The organism is Micromonospora sp. NPDC005205 (assembly GCF_040608275.1).
Classification (GTDB): Bacteria; Actinomycetota; Actinomycetes; order Mycobacteriales; family Micromonosporaceae; genus Micromonospora.
The window spans coordinates 164,082-185,480 of sequence record NZ_JBEXHV010000002.1; the positions used below are offsets into that span (position 1 = coordinate 164,082).

15 protein-coding genes are annotated in these 21,399 nt (G+C 71.8%); 6 read left to right on the top strand and 9 right to left on the bottom strand.

The window, feature by feature from the left end:
* Nucleotides 1-2: 2 nt before the first annotated feature.
* Nucleotides 3-539, bottom strand: coding sequence for a hypothetical protein (locus tag ABZU43_RS05440; RefSeq protein ID WP_355005330.1), 537 nt, complete (start codon nt 537-539; stop codon nt 3-5).
* A gap of 201 nt (nt 540-740) precedes the next feature.
* Nucleotides 741-3,191 carry a glycoside hydrolase family 2 protein gene (locus ABZU43_RS05445; RefSeq protein WP_355005331.1) on the bottom strand — a complete coding sequence of 817 codons (2,451 nt, stop codon included), beginning with the start codon at nt 3,189-3,191 and terminating at the stop codon, nt 741-743.
* A 112-nt stretch (nt 3,192-3,303) separates the two neighbouring features.
* Between ABZU43_RS05445 and ABZU43_RS05450 the strand changes: the two genes are divergently transcribed.
* Nucleotides 3,304-4,323, top strand: a complete 1,020-nt coding sequence (locus ABZU43_RS05450; protein ID WP_355005332.1) for a LacI family DNA-binding transcriptional regulator — start codon at nt 3,304-3,306, stop codon at nt 4,321-4,323.
* 6 nt (nt 4,324-4,329) lie between these two features.
* Here ABZU43_RS05450 and ABZU43_RS05455 read toward each other — a convergent pair whose 3' ends face one another.
* Nucleotides 4,330-6,702, bottom strand: coding sequence for a GGDEF domain-containing phosphodiesterase (locus ABZU43_RS05455; RefSeq protein ID WP_355005333.1), 2,373 nt, complete (start codon nt 6,700-6,702; stop codon nt 4,330-4,332).
* Nucleotides 6,703-6,919: 217 nt separating this feature from the next.
* On the opposite strand from ABZU43_RS05455, the gene ABZU43_RS05460 reads away from it, so the two are divergent.
* Nucleotides 6,920-7,312, top strand: a complete 393-nt coding sequence (locus ABZU43_RS05460) for a PH domain-containing protein (RefSeq protein ID WP_355005334.1) — start codon at nt 6,920-6,922, stop codon at nt 7,310-7,312.
* On the opposite strand, the gene ABZU43_RS05465 is transcribed toward ABZU43_RS05460, so the two are convergent.
* Nucleotides 7,306-8,232, bottom strand: coding sequence for a 2-hydroxyacid dehydrogenase (locus ABZU43_RS05465; RefSeq protein WP_355005335.1), 927 nt, complete (start codon nt 8,230-8,232; stop codon nt 7,306-7,308). The genes ABZU43_RS05460 and ABZU43_RS05465 overlap by 7 nt on opposite strands.
* A gap of 185 nt (nt 8,233-8,417) precedes the next feature.
* Between ABZU43_RS05465 and ABZU43_RS05470 the strand changes: the two genes are divergently transcribed.
* From ABZU43_RS05470 to ABZU43_RS05480, 3 genes are all read left to right on the top strand, one after another.
* Nucleotides 8,418-10,235, top strand: coding sequence for a SpoIIE family protein phosphatase (locus tag ABZU43_RS05470; protein WP_355005336.1), 1,818 nt, complete (start codon nt 8,418-8,420; stop codon nt 10,233-10,235).
* A gap of 92 nt (nt 10,236-10,327) precedes the next feature.
* The gene (locus tag ABZU43_RS05475; protein ID WP_355005337.1) at nt 10,328-11,500 is read left to right on the top strand and encodes a PQQ-dependent sugar dehydrogenase; all 1,173 of its coding nucleotides are present in this window, start codon (nt 10,328-10,330) and stop codon (nt 11,498-11,500) included.
* Nucleotides 11,501-11,561: 61 nt separating this feature from the next.
* Entirely contained in the window at nt 11,562-13,172 is a 1,611-nt protein-coding gene (locus ABZU43_RS05480; RefSeq protein WP_355005338.1) for a metallophosphoesterase, read from the top strand.
* Nucleotides 13,173-13,205: 33 nt separating this feature from the next.
* Here the strand turns inward: ABZU43_RS05480 and ABZU43_RS05485 are convergent, their stop codons facing one another.
* Nucleotides 13,206-15,563 carry a pyruvate dehydrogenase gene (locus tag ABZU43_RS05485; protein ID WP_355005339.1) on the bottom strand — a complete coding sequence of 786 codons (2,358 nt, stop codon included), beginning with the start codon at nt 15,561-15,563 and terminating at the stop codon, nt 13,206-13,208.
* A gap of 128 nt (nt 15,564-15,691) precedes the next feature.
* A complete protein-coding gene (gatB, locus tag ABZU43_RS05490) occupies nt 15,692-17,191 on the bottom strand; it encodes an Asp-tRNA(Asn)/Glu-tRNA(Gln) amidotransferase subunit GatB (RefSeq protein WP_355005340.1) in 1,500 nt (499 codons plus the stop codon).
* Nucleotides 17,192-17,383: 192 nt separating this feature from the next.
* Between gatB and ABZU43_RS05495 the strand changes: the two genes are divergently transcribed.
* Nucleotides 17,384-17,875, top strand: coding sequence for a hypothetical protein (locus ABZU43_RS05495; RefSeq protein ID WP_355005341.1), 492 nt, complete (start codon nt 17,384-17,386; stop codon nt 17,873-17,875).
* A gap of 2 nt (nt 17,876-17,877) precedes the next feature.
* Here the strand turns inward: ABZU43_RS05495 and ABZU43_RS05500 are convergent, their stop codons facing one another.
* From ABZU43_RS05500 to gatA, 3 genes are read right to left on the bottom strand one after another with little or no spacing between them, the layout of a single operon-like run.
* Entirely contained in the window at nt 17,878-18,507 is a 630-nt protein-coding gene (locus tag ABZU43_RS05500) for a DUF4276 family protein (RefSeq protein ID WP_355005342.1), read from the bottom strand.
* Nucleotides 18,507-19,898, bottom strand: a complete 1,392-nt coding sequence (locus tag ABZU43_RS05505) for an AAA family ATPase (protein ID WP_355005343.1) — start codon at nt 19,896-19,898, stop codon at nt 18,507-18,509. Before ABZU43_RS05505 ends, ABZU43_RS05500 begins: the two co-directional genes overlap by 1 nt.
* An 11-nt stretch (nt 19,899-19,909) precedes the next feature.
* Nucleotides 19,910-21,385: an Asp-tRNA(Asn)/Glu-tRNA(Gln) amidotransferase subunit GatA gene (gene gatA / locus ABZU43_RS05510; protein ID WP_355005344.1), complete on the bottom strand. Its 1,476-nt coding sequence runs from the start codon at nt 21,383-21,385 to the stop codon at nt 19,910-19,912.
* Nucleotides 21,386-21,399 lie beyond the last annotated feature (14 nt).

Genomic DNA, 21,399 nt, shown 5'->3' on the forward strand with positions numbered 1-21,399 from the left:
CCTCAGTACGCGACCAGGGCGATTATCAGCGAGGACACCGCGGCGACCACGAGCACGACGCCGGTGCCGAGCCCGACCACCGCACTCACCGCCAGGGCGCGGGCCCGGGCCACCGGCACGGCTGCGAGCGCCACCACGGTGACCAGCGCTGCGACCACATGGATCAGTGGGTAGTCCATCAGCGCCGCCACCGGGAAGAGGTGCAGGCCCACGACAAGGGCCACCCAGGGGGCGGTCAGCTCACGGCGCCGTAGCAGGGCGAGCACCCCGGCACCGACGGCGGCAACCCCGAACTCGATCCCGACGACGATGCCGAAGGTCCGGCTGGTGTCGTCGTCGAACGCTGTTCCGTCCGACCAGTGCCTCCAGGCGAGGAGGCCCCCGGCGGTAGCCGTGAGCAGTGCGAGAACCGAACCGGCGATGAGCACGGGCCGCCAGGACCTCGGAGGCGCTTCCTGAGCCCAGCCGAACCAACTGGAGGCGAAGAACCCGAAGACGAAGGCCGTCGCCGCCGCATCTCGGACGAGTTCCGTGATCATTTGTGCTCCCGGGGTACCGCGCGACCGGCTTCGTCGCTGTCGGCCGCGCTGTCACCAGCGGCCACGAACCGGTAATACTGCCCTGACGGATGCGCTCGCCGGCAGCCGGGGGTTGCAGTCGAACGTGCTCGAACACGGAAGTAGTGGCCTCCCCTGTCGACGGAGACCACTACTTCCTGGATCGAGCGCGATCGTGGCGTGCTAACTCGACGTCACGTCGTTGACGCAGCGCAGCACCGGGCGGGCGGCGAGAGCTGCGGCGTCCAGCGGGGTGTCGGCGTGGACGGTGAAGGTCGTCGACTCGCCGGGCAGCAGGGTGACCAGTGCCTCGTCGACCTCGGCGGACGGGTCCAGCCGGTCCGCGAACAGCGTCAGGTCGCGCAGCACGGTGCGGGCCGTGACCCGGACCCGCTGCCCACCGTCGACCGGCTCGACCGTCGCGTCCCAGGCCGCCGCCGGCCAGTCCACCTCCCGGTCCTCGGCGAAGAACCACAGGGCGCGCTCCGCGGTGCCACCGGACTCCGCGACCAGCAACTCGCGCCGGGCATCCTCCGGCCGCGCCAGGTCCGCCGGCAACGGCAGCACCACCGAGGAGTACGCCGGGACGTCGAGGTCGACCGAGGTCTTCGCCCTCGGCTCCCCGGTGAGCGTGAACCGGGTGACCGCGGCCGGTACGGCCCACGCCTCGGCGGTCTCGTTGACCGCTACCAGGGCCAGGCCGCCGTCACGGGGTTGCACGGTGAGCAGCCGGTCGGCGTACGCGCGGCGCAGCGCGTACCACAGGGGTTTGCGGCGGCCGTCGCCGTCGACGGCCGACCAGGAGGTGACCGGCCAGCAGTCGTTGAGCTGCCAGACGATGGTGCCGGCGCAGACGTCCCGGTGGGAGCGGAAGTGCTCCACCCCGAGCTGGATCGCCCGGGCCTGGTTGAGCTGTGTCAGGTAGTGCCAGTCGTCGAAGTCCGCCGGGGTGGGCAGGTGCGCGTCGAGGCCCCGCTGGAGCTTGGCGTCACCGCCGGCCGCCTTCTGGTGGTGCGCCATGCCCGGTGAGTCGTGGGCCAGGGGTTCGTCGCTCAACGCGCGGCGCAGCGTCGCGTACGCCGGTGGGGCCTGGTAGCCGAATTCGGCGACGAAGCGCGGGACGTACTCCCGGTATCTGGTGTAGTCGTCGGTGTTCCACACGTCCCAGATGTGGGTGGTGCCGTGCGCCGGGTCGTTGGGGTGGAGCGCCTCGCTGCCCGACCAGGGGCTGCCCGGCCAGTACGGGCGGGTCGGGTCCAGCTCGCCGACGATCCGGGGCAGCACGTCGAGGTAGTAGCCGCGCCCCCAGGTGCGCCCGGCGAGGGCCTGCTGCCAGTCCCAATCGTGCCAGCCCCAGATGTTCTCGTTGTTGCCGGTCCAGAGCACCAGCGACGGGTACGGCGCGAGCCGGGTCACCTGCTCGACGGCCTCGGCGGCGACCTCGGTGCCGAACGGCTCCTCCTCCGGGTACGCGGCGCAGGCGAAGAGGAAGTCCTGCTGGACGAGCAGGCCGCGCTCGTCGGCGAGGTCGTAGAAGTCCGCCGACTCGTACCGGCCGCCGCCCCAGACCCGCAACAGGTTGACATTGGCCGCGACCGCCTGGTCGAAGCGCTCGGCCAACCGGGCGCGGGTGATCCGGGTGGGGAACGCGTCATCCGGGATCCAGTTGACCCCGCGGACGAAGACCGGGACGTCGTTGACCGACAACGCGAACGGGGTGCCGTGCGCGTCGGGGGTGGTGTCGAGCCGTACCGATCGGAAGCCGATCTGGTGCGACCAGTTGTCCACTGTGTCGCCGTCCGGTGCGTGCAGTGTCACAGCGATCGGGTGGCGGGCCTGCTCGCCGTACCCCCGGGGCCACCACAGCGCGGGCTCGCGGACGGTGAGGGTGAGCACGGCCGTGCGCTGCCCGGCCGGGACGACCACCTCGGCGCGGACGCCGGCCACTGCGGCGCGGACGGTCAGCGGGACGTCCGCGACCCGCTCGACCTCGACGTGCACCTCGACCCGGCCGTCGCGACCGTCCATGGTGACCAGCGGACGGACGGTGGCCAGTCGAGCGGTCGACCAGGAGTGCAGGCTGATCTCCTGCCAGATGCCGGCGGTGACCAGTGTCGGCCCCCAGTCCCAGCCGAAGTTGCAGGCCATCTTGCGGATGAAGTGGAACGGCTCCGGGTAGGCGTTCGGCCGGTCGCCGAGCCGTTCCTGCTGTGCCTCGGCGTAGCGGTACGCGGAGTCGAACGTGACGACCAGGTCGTTGCTGCCGTCGCGCAGCAGCGGTCGCACGTCGAACCGGTAGCCGCGGTGCATGTTCGCGGTCCGGCCGACCTCCACCCCGTTGACGGTGAGCGTGGCGACGGTGTCCAGGCCGGCGCAGACCAGGTCGACGCGCTCCTCGTCGCCCGCCCGGTGGACGAATGTGGTCTGGTAGACCCAGTCGGTGCGCCCGATCCAGGCCAGCGCCAACTCGTTGTCGTCGAGGTACGGGTCTCCGATCAGCCCGGCGTCGAGCAGATCGGTGTGCACGCAGCCCGGCACTGTCGCCGGCACCGACCGGCCGGCGACCTCCTCGGGCACCTGCGCTCCGGGGGCCGCCCGCACCGTCCAACCGTCGTAGAGTGCCTGTCGACTCACGATGTCACCGCACCTTCCCGCATCGAAAGATGCCAACTGAACCGGATAAGCTGAGCCACGCTACGGTCCGGAATCAGGGCTGTCAACGGCCAGAGAGCGAAGGAGCACGCCGGTGAAGCGGCCGACCATCGCCGACGTCGCCCAACGCGCCGGGGTGTCCAAGGGCGCTGTGTCGTACGCGCTCAACGGGCAGCCCGGCGTCTCCGAGGCCACCCGGCAGCGAATCCTCGCCATCGCCACGGAGATCGGCTTCAGCCGCAGCAGCGCCGCCCGCGCCCTCTCGGCCGCCACCGCCGGGGCTGTCGGCCTGGCCCTGTGCCGCCCGGCGCGGACCCTCGGCGTCGAGCCGTTCTTCATGGCGCTGATCAGTGGCGTCGAGGCCGAACTCTCCGCCCGCTCGTACGCGCTGACCCTCCAGGTGGTGGCCGACCCGGACGCCGAGATCGCGGTCTACCGGCGTTGGTGGGGCGAACGACGGGTGGACGGGGTGCTCGTCTGCGACCTGCGCACCGACGACCGTCGCATCCCCGCACTCGAACAGCTGCAACTGCCTGCGGTGGTGATCGGCGGCCCCGGCGGCACCGGTGAGCTGGCAAGTCTCTGGTCCGACGACGCCGCCGCGCTGACCGAGACGGTGGAGTACCTGGTCGCGCTCGGGCATCGCCGGATCGCCCGGGTCGCCGGTCTGCCCGAGCTGCGGCACACCGAGATCCGCACCGACGCCTTCGCGGCGGTCTGCCAGCGGCTCGGCCTGGTCGACGCGGTCACCGTCTGGTCCGACTACACCGGCGAGGAGGGCGGCCGGGCCACCCGCCGGTTGCTGAGTTCGGCCGGCCGGCCCACAGCTGTCGTCTACGACAACGACGTGATGGCCATCGCCGGGCTCTCCGTCGCTCAGGAGATGGGCCTTACCGTGCCCGGCGACCTGTCCATCGTGGCCTGGGACGACTCGCCGCTGTGTCGGCTGGTGCACCCGCCGCTGACCGCGCTGGGCCGGGACATCCCGGCGTACGGCGCGCACGCCGCCCGGCAACTGCTCGCCGTCGTCGCCGGGCAACCGGCCGGGCGGGTGCAGGACGAGACACCCCGCCTCACGCCGCGCGGCAGCACCGCACCGCCGCGAGGAAGATGAACCGGTTCAGCGGGACGCTGAGGGAAATTCCTCGAAGTACGCCTCGACCCGCTCGGCGGTCGCCGGCCGGGACAGCGCGAACCCCTGCCCGTACCGGCAACCGCCCCGGCGTGCGCCCTCGACCTCCGTCGACGACTCCAACTCCTCGGCGACGATCTCGACGCCCAACCGCTCGCCCACGTTGACCACCACGTCGATCAACGGCGGTTGCCCGTCCGGCCGTGCGCCCACCAACTCCGGGCCCACCTTGAGCAGGTCGATCGGCAGGCGGCGAAGCTGGGCCAGCGAGGCGTGCTCGGCCCGGAAGTCGTCCAACGCGGTGCGGACGCCCAGCGACCGCAGCCCGGCCAGCCGAGCCACCACCGTCGACAGGTCACCGGCGACCCTCGGCTCGCTCACCTCCACCACCAGTCGCTCCGGCGGCACCCCGTACGCGGCCAGCACGGCCGCGAGCCGCTGGACGAAGTCGGGAGTGGTCAGCTCCCTGGTGGTGACGTTGACCGCCATCCACAGCTCCCGGACGCCCACCGACCAGTTGGACAACTGCCGGCAGGCCCGGTCCAGCACCCACCACTCCAACTCGCCGACCAGGTCCAGGTCCTCGGCGACCGGCAGCAACTCGGCCGGGAGCACAGTGCCGAGCACCGGGCTGCGCCACCGCAGCAGCGCCTCCGCGCCCACCGGCTGCCCGTCGGCCAGGTCGACCACCGGCTGGTAGACGAGGTCCAGCTCCCCGCGCGCCACCGCACCGGGCAGCTCGCGTTCCAGGTCGAGCCGGCGCACCAGCTGTTCCTCCAGGAACGCGTCGTACCACTCCACCCGGTCCCGGCCCAGTTGCACGGCCCGTCGCCGGGCCAGCTCGGCCTGCCGGAGCACGTCCGCCGGCCCGGCGCCGCTCACCTCGGCCAACCCGATGCTCGTCTGCACGCGCAGCATCGCACCGGCCAGCCGGTAGGGCGGGTCGAGCGCGCTCAACAGTCGGGTGCCCAGCGCGTACGCCAGCACCGGGCCGGCGGCCGTGACCACAGCGAAGCCGGTTGCCGTGCAGCCGGTGACCAGATCGTCCGGGGCGATGACCGAGCGGGCCCGGTGCACCGCCTCGGCCAGCACGTCCTCCCTAGCCGTCGGGCCGAACCCCTCGGTGCCGTGCAGGTCAACGAGCAGCAGCGCACCGGCCGGCGCCGGAACGTCGCCGATCGCGGCCAGGGCGTCCAGCAGGGCGGCCCGGTCGCCGGGGGTGCCGCCCGCCGACGCGGCTGGCCGGTTGAGCCCCGACCACGCGGAACTGTGGTCAGGCGACCAGGTGGAGCCGACGCCCGTCGCGGTGGCCGCGCCCTCCGGGACGCCGAGGGCCTGCTCGGGCGGCGGCTCCGGCGTGCCCGGCCAGCGTGCCGGCACCGCTCGGCGGTGCCGCAGCGAACGGCCGGCCGGTCGTCGATGAGCGGCCCGCCGGACGGACCTGGACGCGTCCCCGGCGCGCAGCAGCTCGCGCAGCACCAGGGGCGGCACCGCCACCAGAGCCAACAGCACGCTCGTCTGGTCCGGTGCGCGGCCGGCGCTCAGGTGCAGACCCGATGCCAGCAGCAGCACCGCCGCGGGAAGCACCGACCGGGGCCAGGCCGCTGCGACCGGCTCCACCGGCTCCGTGTCGTCAGCCGCATCCGCCGCGCCGACGGCGACGAGCAACATCCCGAACACCAACGGGGGTACGGCCAGCAGCGCCACCCGACCGGCCGGCGCGGCCGGCAGCGTGGCCAGCAGCACCAGCCCGCCCAGTGTGAGCAGCACGCCGCCCCGGCAGACCGCGGCACCCGAGCGCCGTCGTGGCCCCGCGAACGCGTTCAACGCGGCCATGCCCAACCCGCCGAGCGTCAACGCGGCGACCAGCCGGACCGGGGCCGGTGGGCTGTCGGGGGGCAGCAGCAACCAGCCGGCGAGAGCCAGACCGACGGCCGGGCCGGTCGACTCGACCAGCCACCGCAACCGGACCGGGGCCGCCGCCCGGGATCGGCCGGGGAGCCGGTGCAGACCGGCCGTCGAGAGGGCCGCCACGACCAGCGAACCGATCAGCACGGCGACGGCGTGCCCGATGCCGGCCAGCGGCAACACGACGGCGGTGAGACCCGCCGCCACCACCGCCGCGTCGAGCAGCACCCCCGCCGCACGCGGTGTCGGGTCGATGCCACGCCGGGCGGCCAGCCGGGACAGTCGAAGGCCCGCGAGCGTGGCGCCGGCGCCGGCGGCCAACGCGATCACCACCGAGGGCGGGACCAGGTCGACGGAACCGGCGAGAAGGAGCAGCGCCACCGCCACGGACGTGGCGGCCTCCGGTGCCGCACGGCGGGGGACGAGAACGCGGAACGGGTACGCGAGGAGCACGGCGGTCGCCTTCGTGAGGGGGCACGGGGGCGGTGCGGCGGTGCGGGACATCGGACGTTGCGAGTCCGCTACCCACGATTGGCAACGATGGACGGCCGAATTGGTTACTTGCCGGTCACTCAGTGGAGACAACGACCTGTGTCACTGTACGGCGTACCGCACGCTCCCGGCACCGCCCGCCGCGAGCCGAAACAACCCGGAGTGGGATCATCGGAGGGTGAGTAAGCCCGACACGGTCCGCTTCCGGTACAACCAAGCCATCCTGGTGGCCGCGATCATCGCCTTCGTCGGCGCCCTGCCGCTGGCCAACGCCCGGGACTACCTGCTGCCGGTGCTGCTCGTCCCACTCGCCGTCGCGGTGTGGGCCTGGCGGGCCGGCACCGACGCCGACGCGCGGGAGCTGCGCATCCGGGCGCTGGTCGGGCAGCGTCGGATCGACTGGAACCAGGTCCTCGAGCTGACCACCGACCAGCGCGGGCGCGCGGTGGCCCGGCTCGACGACGGCCACCAGGTCACCCTGCCGGCCGTCCGAGGAGCGGATCTGCCCCGACTGGTCGCGGCGACCGGCCAGTCGCTGCCGGACGCTGCGGCGGAGACCCCCGGTCAGTAGCCGTCGACCACCGTGTTGATCAGCGGTTGCCCGGCGGCGAACCGGCGGATCTGATCGCCCACCAGCCGGTAGGCCCGTGGCAACAACCCGCGCACCGACCCGCCGACGTGCGGGGTGAGAAGCACGTTCGGCATGACCCAGAGCGGCGAGTCGGCGGGCAGCGGCTCCGGGTCGGTGACGTCCAACGCCGCCGAGATCCGGCCGGTCCCCAGCTCGGCGACGAGCGCCTCGGTGTGCGCCACCGGGCCCCGGGCGGCGTTCACCAGCAGCGCCCCGTCGGGCATCGCGGCCAGGAACTTCTCGTCGATCAGGCCACGGGTCTGGTCGGTGAGCGGCACGATCACCACCACCACGTCCGCGTCGGGCAGCAGCCGGGGCAGCTCCTCGACGGCGTGCACCCCCTGCTCCGGGCGGGCCGTCCTGGCGACAAGGGTGAAGCTCACGTCGAACGGGGCGAGCCGGTCGCGCACGGCCGCGCCGATCGAGCCAGCCCCGACGATGAGCACCCGCTTGCCGGTCAGCTCGTCGGTCGGGGTGTTCTCCGCGAACGTCCAGCGCCGCTCGGCCTGTGCCCGGACGAACGCCGGGAACGCCCGCAGCTGGGTGAGGATCGCGGTGACGACCCACTCGGCTGTGGACGGGTCGTGCACGCCCCGGGCATCGCAGAGCGTCACCGCAGGCGGTGTCCGGCCGGCCCAGGCGTCCGCCCCGGCGGAGAGCAACTGCACCACCGCCAGGTCGGGCAGCTCCCGCAGCACCGCCGTCCCGTCCGAGCCACCCAGGAACGGCGGCACCCAGAAGCGGACGTCGGCCGGCTCGGACGGCATCCGGTCGGTGTGCTCGAAGACCTCCACCGTCACGTTCGCGGGCAGCTCGCCCAGGAGGTTCAGGCCGGCCTGGTGCGGAATCCATACCTTCACGTCCGCCGACGATAGTCCCCGACGCGGCGGCTGGTGCGGGCACGGCGGCGAACGGGTATGCCGGGCTGTGGCGCACGAGGCCGGGACGGGCGAGACTCAGCACACCGACGTTCGGCACGAGCCCGTGCGAGGTATAACGAAGGGTCGGAGGGCCGGTCCGCCTCCGCCCGGCAGACAGGTGCAGGATGACCGACGGCTCCCCCGCCACCAACCGGCGTTCGATCGCCCCACCCGCGGCGCTCGGCGATCCGGAACGGTTGCGCGCGCTCGCCGACACCGGGCTCGACGCCACCCCGGACGAGGCGTTCGACAGGTTCGCCCGGCTGGTCAGCGACCTGTTGGACGTGCCTGTCGCGTTGGTCTCCCTGGTCTCCGCCGACCGACAGTTCTTCCCGGGCGCTGTGGGGTTGCCCGACCCCTGGTCGCAGCGGCGGCAGACTCCGTTGAGCCACTCGTTCTGCCAGCACGTGGTGGACATCGAGGCCCCGATGGTGCTGCCGGACGCCCGGCTCTACCCCCGCGTCCGGGACAACCTGGCCATCGACGACCTCGGCGTGGTCGCGTACGCGGGAATGCCGCTGACCGACCTCTCCGGCCGGGTGCTCGGCTCGCTCTGTGCCATCGACAGCAAGCCCCGCGCCTGGACGGCAGCGCAGCTGCGGACCCTGGCCGACCTTGCCGCCGCCTGCTCTTCGGAGCTGCGGCTGCGGATCGCGCTCGACGGCGCACAGGAGGCGCAGCGGCGGGCCGTGCAGGCAAACGAGCGGCTGGAGCTGCTGGCCGGGGTGAGCGAGACGTTGGCCGGCACCCTGGACGTAGGCATCGCGCTGCGCCGGCTCGCCGCCGCCATGGTGCCACTGCTCGCCGACTGGTGCCTGCTCACCCTGATCGGGCCGACCGGCCTGCCCCGCGAGGTGGTGTCGGTGCATCGGGACCCAGCCCGCACCGCGGACATCGACCGGTTCGGCGAGCTGCTGGGCAGCGGGCTGAGCGCCGAGTCGGTCATCCGGGCGGTGCTCCGGACCGGCCAGCCCCGGCTCGGCAGCGTGGCGTCGCTGGCCGACGTCACGAGGGGCAGCACAAACCCGGAGATGACACTCATCGCGCAGCGCCTGGGCATCGCCTCCTACCTGAGCGTGCCGGTGCGGGCCGCCGGCGGCACGGTGCTGGGGGCGATCACGCTCGTCAACGGCGGCCAGCGTCAGCCGTTCGACGACCGCGACCTGCTCACCGCAGTCGACATCGGCCGCCGGGCCGGCCAGGCCGTCGGCAACAGCTCGATGTACGGCGAGCAGCGGCACGTCGCCGAGGTCCTGCAACACAGCATGCTGCCCCGGCTGCCGGTGGTGGCGGAGCTGGAGCTGGCGGCCCGCTACCAGCCGGCGGCCGACCGGGTGGAGGTGGGCGGTGACTGGTACGACACCTTCGTGCAGCCCGACGGCGACGTGATCGCGGCGATCGGGGACGTGGCCGGGCACGACATCGAGGCAGCAGCGACAATGGGCCAGCTGCGCAACCTGGTGCGGGGCGACGCCTTCGGCCGGCCGGACGCGGTCGGGGCGCTGATGAGCAACCTGGACGGCGCGATCCGTGGCCTGCGGCTGCCGATCGCCGCCACCGCGACGCTGGTGCGGATCTGTCCGCAGCGCGCCGGCGTGCACGAGATGACCTGGTCCAACGCGGGGCACCCGCCGGCCCTGGTGGTCCGCTTCGGCGGGGCGGTCGAGGTCCTCCAGGCCACACCGGAGCCGCTGCTCGGCCTGGCCCGTCCGTCGCCGCGGAGCAGCCACAGCACCAGCCTGGCCACCGGCGACACCCTGCTGCTCTACACCGACGGGCTGATCGAACGGCGGGACCGCTCGATCGACGAGGGGTTGGCCGAGTTGGCGGGCCGGCTGTCCGAAACCGACAAGCTGCCCCTCGACGACCTGTGCGACCTGCTGCTCGCCTCGATCCAGCACCGTGAGGACGACACCGCGCTGCTGGCCCTGCGGGCTCGGTGAGTGGCCCACCGGGGCTCATCGGGCGGGTCCATCGGCATCCGTTGCATCTCGACGGGCCCGGCCGGGTCGCGCGGCGGGCTACCCTGGGCCGGGTGAGCGCCCGTCCCCCGTACCCTCGCATCCGCCGCCTCCGGGCGGCCCTCGCGGCGTCCTGCGCGGCGCTGCTGTTCACCGCCGGTTGCAGTTTCGGTGAGCCGGAGCCCGACCCGGCCGGCGAACCGCCCAACCTGCCCACCCCGTCCGCGTCGGCGGGCCCCGGTGGCGCCGGCCAGCAGGCGGTGGCGACTGTGCTCGCCAAGGGGCTGCGGGTGCCGTGGGCGATCGCCTTCCTGCCGGACGGCGGCGCGCTGGTCACCGAACGGGACAACGGCCGGATCCTCCAGGTCGGGCCCGAGTCCGGGCCGGACGGGCTGCGGGTCCGCCCGGTGCAGACGATCCCCGACGTGGCGGCGGCGGGCGAGGGTGGCCTGCTCGGCATCGCCGTCTCCCCCGACTACGCCCGGGACCGGACGGTGTTCGTCTACTACACCGCCGAACGGGACAACCGGGTCGCCCGACTGCAACTCGGCGGGCAGCCCACCCCGATCCTCACCGGCATCCCCAAAGCCAATGTGCACAACGGCGGAGGGCTCGGCTTCGGCCCGGACAAGCAGCTCTACGTCAGCACCGGTGACGCCGGCCAGCGCCCCCTCTCGCAGGACGTGAAGAGCCTCGGCGGCAAGATCCTGCGAATCACCCCGGACGGCAAGCCCGCCGCCGGCAATCCGTACCCCAACTCCCCGGTCTGGTCCCTGGGGCACCGCAACGTCCAGGGTTTCGCCTGGGACGCCGCGAAGCGGATGTACGCCGTCGAGTTCGGCCAGAACACCTGGGACGAGATCAACCAGATCACCAAGGGCGGCAACTACGGCTGGCCGGAGGTCGAGGGCCAGGCCGGCGACAAGCGGTTCACCGACCCGATCGTGCAGTGGGCGACGTCGGACGCGTCCTGCTCCGGTCTGGCCGCCACGGACCGGCTGCTGGTCACCGGCTGTCTGCGCGGCAAGCGCCTCTGGGTGATGGAGCTGACCGACACCGGCACCCTGCTCGGAAAGCCCAGTGAGCTGCTCACCAACCGCTACGGTCGGCTGCGTGCGGTGGCCGCGGCACCGGACGGGTCGCTCTGGGTGAGCACCTCCAACCACGACGGCCGGGGCGACCCGGCGGGCGACGACGACCGGCTCCTGCGGGTGGTCTTCGCGGGTGGTGACGGCGGACGCAGCTGATTGCGTCACCATCCGTTCAGGTTTGCCAAGATCTTCCGACGGGCAGGTCAGAATCTCAAGCATGGACGGGCAACGCGACGAGCGGCAGGACGACGCCGATGACCGGGACGACCCGGTGACCGGCGACGATCGGCCGCGCCCGACCGGTTGGTGGGTCGGAGCGGCCGGCCCGCTGCGTCGCCTCGGGCTGATCGTCGCCGTCCTCGCCGTGGCCTTGGCCGGGGCGGTGCTCGGGGTGCTGGCCGGTGGCCAGGTGAGCACCGACATCGGCCCGTTCCGGGCCAATCTCAGCATCTCCCCCGCCCGGGACGGCGGCACCACCGTCGACATCCCGCCGCTCGGCGCGCTGCTGCTCGACAGCCACGACGGGCCGACCCATCTCACCGTCCGGCTGGGGGCCCTCGACCAGGGGCGCACCGAGGCGCTGATCGACGACCCCGCCAGCATCAGCCGGGCCAGCCAGAGCGCGGTGGAGGACGTCCGCTCCGGGGTGATGCGCCTCGGTCTGCGTACCCTCGGCGCGTCGGTGCTCGTCACGTTGATCCTGGCCGGGCTGATCTTCCGCGACGTCCGGCGGACCGCCTGGGCGGGAGGGTTGGCGCTGCTGGTCACCGCCAGCAGCCTCGGCACGGCGGCGGCCACCCTTCGCCCGCAGGCCATCGAGGAACCGCGCTACGAGGGGCTGCTGGTCAACGCGCCGGCCATCGTCGGTGACGCCCGCCGGATCGCCAACGACTACACCAAGTACGCGGAGCAGTTGCAGCGCCTGGTCGGCAACGTCAGCCAGCTCTACACGACTGTGTCGGCGCTTCCGCTGTTGGAGCCGACCCCGGGCACCACCCGGGTGCTGCACGTCTCCGACATGCACCTCAACCCGACCGGCTGGCAGCTGATCCGAACGGTCGTGGAGCAGTTCGGCATCGACGTGGTGATCGACACCGGGGACATCACCGACTGGGGCAGCGAACCGGAAGCCTCCTTCGTGGCCTCGATCGGCCTGCTGAAGAAGCCGTACGTCTTCATCCGTGGCAACCACGACTCCGGCAAGACCGCCGCCGCGGTGGCCCGTCAGCCGAACGCGATCGTGCTGAACAACACGACGACGACTGTCGCCGGGCTGACCATCGCCGGCATCGGCGACCCGCGCTTCACCCCGGACAAGAACACCTCCCCGGCCGGCAGCGGGTTGACCCAGCAGGTGGCCGACCAGGTGATCGCGGCCGGCAACCAGCTCGCCGCGACGGTCCGCAGCTCACCGCGACCGGTCAACATCGCGCTGGTGCACGACCCGGCGTCGGCCGGGCCGCTCGCTGGCACGTGCCCGTTGGTGCTGGCCGGGCACACCCACTCCCGGCAGGTCTCCGAGCTGCCGCAGGCGCCCGGGCAGCAGCCCACCACGCTGATGGTGGAGGGCTCCACCGGCGGTGCCGGGCTGCGCGGCCTGGAGGGCGAGAAGCCCACCCCGCTGTCGATGAGCGTGCTCTACTTCGACCAGCAGAAGCTGCTCCAGGCGTACGACACCATCACCGTCGGCGGCACCGGGCAGGCCCAGGTCAACCTGGAACGACGCCTGGTGGAGAACCCGACCGCCGGCGTCCCCGCCACACCCACGCCGACACCGACGCTGAGCGGCGGCGTCCCCGCCACACCCGCGCCCACCCCGACCGGCTGAGCCGACGCCGCCGCCCGCCGGCGGGCCGGCGGGTCAGCGCAGGGCGATGGCGGCCAGGGCGGCGTTGACGATGCTGCCGGGCAGCAGGTCGTGCAGTTCGTACAGCTCGGCGACGCTGCCGGACTGGCCGAACTCGTCCACACCGAGCGGCACCGCCGGTGCGCCGACCGCCGAACCGAGCCAGGCCATCGCGTGCGACGCGGCGTCGTGCACCGACACCACCGGCACCCGATCGGCGAACGCGGACCGCAACGCGCCCGGAACGCTGGGCACCGTGGCCGTCCGCACGCCCTGGCGAAGGGTGCGCTGCCAGGCCCGGTAGAGCCGGTCCAGCGAGGTCACGTCCACCACGTGCGCGGCGACGCCCTCGTCGGCCAGCTCCGCAGCGGCGGCGAGCACCTCGGGCAGCACCGCGCCGGAGGCGGCCAGCTGCACCACCGGGGCGTCGACCAGGTGCGGGTACGCCTGGTGCGCGTCGACCAGCCGGTACGCCCCGGCGACGACCTGCCGGCGCAGCACCGCGTCGCCGAGCCGCGCCCGGGCCGCCTCGAACGGCGCCTGGTCCAGCGGTCGGGTGCTCAACCGGAAGTAGTACGCACCGTCCTCGGCGGGTGCGGCGGTGGCGGCCGGAGCCGACCCACCGGCGATCTGACCGAGCGCGTCGCAGAGCAGCCAGTCGAGGGTGGCCGCGTACGCCGGCTCGATGAAGGTCACCCCGGGCAGCTCCAGGCCGACCGACGCGGTGATCGTGGACTGGTGGGCGCCGCCCTCCGGGGCGAGGGTGATGCCCGACGGGGTGCCGGCCACCACGAACCGGGAGCCGGAGTACGTGCCGTACAGGAACGCGTCCAGGCCGCGCAGCACGAACGGGTCGTAGACGGTGCCCACCGGTAGCAGCGGCTGCCCGGACAGGTCCCAGGACAGCCCGAGCTGACCGAGCAGCAGGAACAGGTTCATCTCCGAGATGCCCAGCTCGATGTGCTGCCCAGCGGGGCTCTCCGTCCAGCGCAGCATCCGGTCCTCGGTCCAGGAACGCTGCTCGGTGGGGGCGAACACCCCGGTCTTGTTGATGAACCCGGCGAGGTTGGTGGAGGTGGCCACGTCCGGGGCTGTGGTGACCAGGTAGCGGCCCACCTCCCGGTCGCGCGCCAGGTCCACCAGCACCCGACCGAAGACCTCCTGGGTGGAGATCGGCTTGGTCGCGCGTACTCCTGTGCTTTCCGGAACGGTGACCCCCAGCGCACGCTCGCGCGGCGCACGGGACAGCGCCTCCCGGCGGGCGCCGGCCTGGATCCCGGCGGGTGACGCCGGGTCGAGGCGGTCCCACTCGGTCTCGGCGGTCAACCCCTGCGCGGCGCGCAGCGTGTCGACCTGCTCCGAGCTGAGCAACGCGGAATGGTTGCGCGGGTTGCCGGCGATGGGCAACCCCCAACCCTTCACCGTGTACGCGAAGACGACGCTGGGCCGGTCGGTGACCGCGTCGCACTGGGCGTACGCGTCGAGCATCGCCTGAAGGTCGTGCCCGCCCAGGTCGGTGACGAGCGGGCCGAGGTCCTCGTCGTCGATGCCGGCGATCAACTCGGCGATCCCGGCCGGCGCGCCGTCCAGGAACTGCTTGCGCAGGGCCGGCCCGACCAGCCCGAACAGCGACTGGTACTGCTCGTTGGGCATCGCGTCGATCCAGTCGCGCAGCGCCTCACCGCCCGGCCGGGCATACGCCTCGGCGAGCTTACGGCCGTACTTGACCTCCACGACGTGCCAGCCGGCCGCCTCGAACTGGCCCCGCCACTGGTTGATCCGGATGCCGGGGACCACCCGGTCCAGCGACTGACGGTTGAAGTCGACGAGCCACATGACGTTGCCCAGCCCGGTGGTCGCCGGGTCGGCCACCGCCTCCCAGATGTTTCCCTCGTCCAGCTCGGCGTCGCCGATCAGCGCCACGAACCGGGAGTGCGGGCGGGCCCCGAAGTGCGCGTCGACGTACCGCCGGGTGGCGGCGGCGAAGAGCGGCGCGGCAGCCCCCAGGCCCACCGACCCGGTGGAGAAGTCCACAGCGTCCGGGTCCTTGGTGCGCGACGGGTACGACTGGAGGCCGCCGCGGGCCCGCAGCCGGGGAAGGTAGGAGCGGTCCAGGTTGCCGAGCAGGTACTGGATGGCGTGGAACACCGGAGACGCGTGCGGCTTCACGGCGACCCGGTCCTCGGCGTCCAGGTGCGCGAACCAGAGCGCTGTCATCGCCGTGACCAGCGAGGCGCTGGACGCCTGATGGCCGCCGACCTTCACACCGTCGCCGGTGGCCCGGTCATGATTGGCGGCGTCCACGATCCGGGTGGCGAGCCAGAGCACCCGCCGCTGGATCTCGTCGAGAACATCAAGGTCGTGCCGGGCCACGGTAACTCCATCCAGGCGTCGCCGTTGACGCCCTCGCGAGGGGTGCGGTACACGTTGATCATGAGGTTGACCGCGGTTGTCGATCTTCGAACCGCCGTCAACCTCATGATCGACGCTGGGGCGTCGGGTCAGTCTTGGACGCCGAGGCGCTGCAGGATCAGCTCGCGCAGGGTCTTCGCGTCGGCCTGACCACGGGTGGTCTTCATGACCGCGCCGACCAGCGCGCCGACCGCCGCGACCTTGCCGCTGCGGATCTTGTCGGCGATGCCGGGGTTCGCGGCGATCGCCTCGTCAACGGCGGCGGTGAGCGCGCCGGTGTCCGACACGACCTCCAGGCCCCGGCTGGTCATGATCTCGGTGGGCGAACCCTCGCCGTCGACCACGCCCTCCAACACCGTGCGGGCCATCTTGTCGTTCAGCTTGCCGGCGTCGACCAGACCCTGAAGCTCGGCGACCTGGGCGGGGGTGGCACCGATCTCGGCCAGCTCCACACCGCTCTCGTTGGCCCGGCGGGACAGCTCACCCAGCCACCACTTGCGGGCCGCCGCCGGGGTGGTGCCGGCAGCCACGGTGGCCTCGATCAGCTCGACCGCGCCAGCGTTCAACACCGACTGCATGTCCAGGTCGGAAAGGCCCCACTGCTCCTGAAGGCGACGCCGGTGCACCCGGGGCAGCTCCGGCAGAGCGGCCTTCAGCTCGGCGACCCAGGCCGGGTCCGGGGCGATCGGCACCAGATCCGGCTCGGGGAAGTACCGGTAGTCGGTGGCCGTCTCCTTCGAGCGACCCGGGGTGGTGTCACCGGTGTCCTCGTGGAAGTGACGCGTCTCCTGGGTGATCCGGCCGCCCGCGTCCAGCACCGACGCCTGCCGCAGCATCTCCGAACGGACCGCCCGCTCCACCGACCGCAGCGAGTTGACGTTCTTCGTCTCGGTACGGGTGCCCCACTCCGCGCCCGGCAGGTTGAGCGAGGTGTTCACGTCGCACCGCAGCGACCCCTCCTCCATCCGCACGTCGGAGACGCCCAGGGTGCGGATCACGTCCCGCAGCTCGGCGACGTACGCCTTGGCCACCTCGGGGGCGAGCGCACCGGTGCCCGTGATCGGCTTGGTGACGATCTCGACCAGCGGAATGCCGGCCCGGTTGTAGTCGACGAGCGACTCCGTCGCCCCGTGGATGCGGCCGGTGGCGCCGCCGACGTGCAGCGTCTTGCCGGTGTCCTCCTCGAGGTGCACCCGCTCGATCTCGATCCGCACCGTCTCGCCGCCCACCTCGACGTCCAGGTAACCGTCGACGCAGATCGGCTCGTCGTACTGGCTGATCTGGAAGTTCTTCGGCATGTCCGGGTAGAAGTAGTTCTTCCGGGCGAACCGGCACCACTCGGCGATCGAGCAGTTCAACGCCAGGCCGATCCGGATGATCGCCTCGATGGCCGCCTTGTTGGCCACCGGCAGCGACCCGGGCAGGCCCAGGCACACCGGGCAGACCCGGGTGTTCGGCTCGCCGCCGAAGTCGGTCGGGCAACCGCACCACATCTTGGTGTTCGTGCCCAGCTCGACGTGGGTCTCCAGGCCGATCACCGGTTCGAAGCGCGCAACGACCTCGTCGTACGCGGGCAGTGTCGTGGTCATGAGACGCTCCAGGCGCGATCCGGACAGAACCTGTCCAGCCTAATGGGGTTGTCCGATCAATCCTCGGGCGGGTTTCGTCAGGGGCGCGTGGCGTCGTCGACGGCGGGGTAGGGAACGGCGATGACGAATACGGGGAGAGAGTCAGGAGTGCCGGCCCGACCAGCCACGGAGGCCCGACGGCGCTCAAGCCGGATGACCAGGGCCGCGGTCGTGCTGTTGGCGGCCACCGTCCCCGCAACGTTCGCCATCGGGATGCTGATCTCCGACGGGAAACGGGACGCAGGCGACTCGCTGATCCAGCTGCTGTTCCTGCTGGTGACAGCGGCGTTGGGCGTCGCCGTCATCCTGCTGATCAACGCGTGGATGACGAGAAACTCTTCCCTGTCCGACGGCGCCGACCCGGCCAGCCGCCGACGGGTGAAGGCGGCACTGCGCGACGGGTCGACCGCCGACCCGCGAATCGACGCGCTGGCCCGCAAGGAGGCCGAGCAGCAGGTACGTCGACGGTGGGTGTTCTGGGCCCTCGGTGCGGTCATGGCGTTGCAGACGCTGAACGCCATCAGCACCGACCGGACGTCCACCCGCTGGACGGCCGCGCTGGCCGCGCTGTTCTGGGCGGTGCTGCTCTACCAGCACTGGCGCACCACCCAACGGGCCCGCCGCTACCTCGCCGGCCCGACCTGAGGTTACGCCGAGCGGTAACCCAAGCGCACCAGCGCATCGCATGTGTCACTCCACCACTGTTGGTACGCGGGCACCCCCTGAAGACGAGCCAGCGAGACCAACTCGCCAAGTTGGCCGTAGTGGTCCGTGGTTGAGCGGCTCACCCGGCCCATCACGCTGTTGAGCGCGCTCTTGGGATCGGCCACTCGCTCCACCAGTCGCGGCTGCGCAGGAAGCCCCATCTCGGCATCGGTCCACCTGACGCCGAGAGCACTTCGCAGTGCATCACCATCCGCGAGAAGCCACGCCTCCGTCTCGCGCACCGGAACCACTGCTACCAGTTGCTCCGCACGCTCCCCCCACGCCTCACGCAGCGGTCGCAGCCACTCCGCGGCAGTCCGCTCGGCGTTGGCGCCCTGATCATGATGAAAGAAGATCAGGGAGAAGCTTGCCGGATTCTGCTCGACGAGCCCGATGACATCAGCGATCGAGCACGGGCCTTTCCGGTCGCGTAACGGCTGGATGTCAGCCACCTCGACCGCGTCCTCAAATTCGGTCAAGCAGATCTCGGTCAACGCCCTGGCAAGCAACCTGGGAAGAAACTGATCATCGGTGACGCCCTCGGAGACCAACGCGGAGGTCAGATAACGCATCAGTTGTCCAACTCCGCCATGACCTCAAACTCAGCAATCTCCCTCGGGCTCACCACGCTTCCGACATCAAATTCGTCGTCGATCGTAAGCTGCTGAGCCCCGGCAATCGATCTCCACCGACTGACCCGACTACGGGCCTGGCCGCGTTGGACGCGACTGACAACGTCCATGAAGACGGCGTCGGTTCGCGTCCGGGCCTGGGCGGGTTCCAACGCCCGCAGGATCGCCGGCGAGTGACTGCTCAGGATGAGCTGGGTCAGAGCAGCGCCCTCGGTTCTCGCGTCGATGGCCCGATCGACGAGGTTCCGGAGGTACCTGACGAATTGCGCCAGCCGTTGCGGAAAGATGCCGTTCTCTGGCTCTTCGAAACAGATGAGACCGGCGCCCCTCGGGTCGTACAGTGCCGCCAGGAGGGCGATCGCCCGGAGGGTGCCGTCCGAGGCCACCCTGGCTGAGAACGGCGCCTCCTCTCGGGTCAGCACTTCCACCTGCCGCTGCCGGCGGGCTTCATCCTCAGCGAGGCGAACCCGGATGACACCCGGGATGACGGCGGCCAAGTCGGCGGACAGGTCGTTCAGCGCCCCTTCCGGCCTGTCGTCACTGCCGGTCTCATCCGCCAACCGCCGCAGCGTATTGGCCAGGTGACCTCCATTAGCGGCGAGGCCGTCGGGGTCATCGTAGGAATCAGGGGCGCGCAGCGCGCTGGGATCCAGGTGCAGGAGACGCCACGACTGCATCTCTCGCTTGAGCGCGTACAGCAGCGGGAAGTCTGTCGCCGTGGTCAGGCTGGACAGAACGGTTGCAGTGGCAGCCGTCGCGGGAAGGCGACGCTTACGCCCCTGATTGCCCTGCTGCCTGATGCTGAAGACAGCCCGGTTCTGCTCGTCCTGCTCCGTCTCCAACGGATCGGCACCGGTGCGGTAGGCCGCCAACCGCTTACGCTGCTCGGCGTCGAACCGGGCGACCCAGGTGTCGTCGGCCCGCCGGATTCTCCGAACCGCCTCACGGACGACATACGGCCGCTGCGTCCCGCTGTGACCGGTCGACCTGAGTTCAAGCGTCAACTCGTAGCGAAGTCGCGAATGATTGACTTCGGCCGTGTCGCCGAACGCGTCGGTGACCGATCTGTCCAGCAGCACTTCCACGGCGAACGACATCACCTCGACCGAGGATCCGTCGGTGTGCTTGTGAAAGAGGTCCACGATGTCGCCACGCATGTGTTGAGCGGCTTCGAGGACCGGGTCGCCGGCCAGTCGACCGAGGAACTGGATGGCGTCGAACAGGTTTGACTTGCCTGCCGCATTCCGTCCGATGATCACAAGGAAGGGCGGGATGTCCAACGAAAAATCACGGAAAGACTTGAATCCGTCGATCTCGATCCGCGTCAGCATCCCGCCCGCCCTCAGAGCGCCGGCGGGGTGAACGTGCCGATCGCCGACTCCAACGCGGCGGCGACCCGGTACATCCGGTCGTCGGCCATCGTCGGGGCCATCACCTGCAGACCGACCGGCAGCCCCTCGGAGAGCCCACACGGCACCGAGATGCCCGGCCCGCCGTACAGGTTCGTCGGAATCGTGTAAAGGTCGGCCAGGTACATCTGGTACGGGTCGGCGGTCCGCGCACCCATCGGGAACGCCACCGACGGGGTGGTCGGCGAGATCAGCGCGTCGACCCGCTCGAACGCGGCAGTGAAGTCCCGGGTGATCAGCGTCCGGACCTTCTGCGCCTGCCCGTAGTACGCGTCGTAGTAACCCGACGACAGCGCGTACGTGCCGATCATGATCCGGCGCTTGACCTCCGGGCCGAAGCCGGCCTCGCGGGTCAGCGACATGACCTCCTCCAGCGACCGGTTGCCGTCGTCGCCGACCCGCAGGCCGAACCGGACACCGTCGAACCGGGCCAGGTTGGAGGAACACTCGCTCGGGGCGATCAGGTAGTACGCCGGCAGGGCGTACGCGAACGTCGGGCAGGACACCTCGACGACCTCGGCGCCCATCTTGGTCAGGGCGTCCACCGACTCACGGAACGCGGCCATCACGCCCGGCTCGGCACCCTCGCCCACGAACTCGCTCACGATGCCCAGCCGCACACCGGTCAGGTCACCCGTGGCGCCGAGCTTCGCCGCCGCCACCACGTCCGGCACCGGCTGCGGGATGGAGGTGGAGTCGCGCGGGTCGTGCCCGCCGATCACCTGGTGCAGCAGGGCCGCGTCGAGCACGTTGCGGGCACACGGGCCCGGGGTGTCCAGCGACGAGGAGAAGGCCACCAGCCCGTACCGGGACGTGCCGCCGTAGGTGGGCTTCGCGCCCACGGTGCCGGTGACCGCGCCGGGCTGACGGATCGAGCCGCCGGTGTCCGAGCCGATCGCCAGCGGCGCCTCGTACGCGGCCAACGCGGCAGCGCTGCCACCACCCGAACCACCGGGGATCCGGCTCAGGTCCCACGGGTTGTGCGTCGGGCCGTACGCCGAGTACTCGGTGGACGAGCCCATCGCGAACTCGTCCATGTTGGTCTTGCCGAGCATCACCGTGCCGGCCTCCCGCAGCCGCTGCACGATCGTCGCGTCGTACGGCGGGCGCCAGCCCTCCAGGATCTTCGACCCCACGGTGGTCGGGATGCCCCGGGTGGCGAGCACGTCCTTGACCGCGACCGGCACACCCGCGAGCGGGCCCAACTCCTCGCCGGCGGCCCGGCGCTCGTCCACCGCGCGGGCAGCGGCGAGCGCGCCCTCGGTGTCGACGTGCAGGAAGGCGTGCACCCGGTCGTCGACCGCGGCGATCCGATCCAGGTGCGCCTGGGTCACCTCGACGGCCGAGGTCTCGCCCCCGGCGACCAGGGCCGCGATCTCCGTCGCGGTCATGCTGATCAAGTCGCTCATGCCGTCACTCCGCT

Bases quoted from the DNA above. Each gene is read 5' to 3' on its own strand.
- gatB (WP_355005340.1), bottom strand. From the start codon at position 17,191: ATGACCACGACACTGCCCGCGTACGACGAGGTCGTTGCGCGCTTCGAA.
- ABZU43_RS05440 (WP_355005330.1), bottom strand. From the start codon at position 539: ATGATCACGGAACTCGTCCGAGATGCGGCGGCGACGGCCTTCGTCTTC.
- ABZU43_RS05495 (WP_355005341.1), top strand. From the start codon at position 17,384: ATGACCAGGGCCGCGGTCGTGCTGTTGGCGGCCACCGTCCCCGCAACG.
- ABZU43_RS05500 (WP_355005342.1), bottom strand. From the start codon at position 18,507: ATGCGTTATCTGACCTCCGCGTTGGTCTCCGAGGGCGTCACCGATGAT.
- ABZU43_RS05505 (WP_355005343.1), bottom strand. From the start codon at position 19,898: ATGCTGACGCGGATCGAGATCGACGGATTCAAGTCTTTCCGTGATTTT.
- gatA (WP_355005344.1), bottom strand. From the start codon at position 21,385: ATGAGCGACTTGATCAGCATGACCGCGACGGAGATCGCGGCCCTGGTC.
- ABZU43_RS05480 (WP_355005338.1), top strand. From the start codon at position 11,562: ATGGACGGGCAACGCGACGAGCGGCAGGACGACGCCGATGACCGGGAC.
- ABZU43_RS05470 (WP_355005336.1), top strand. From the start codon at position 8,418: ATGACCGACGGCTCCCCCGCCACCAACCGGCGTTCGATCGCCCCACCC.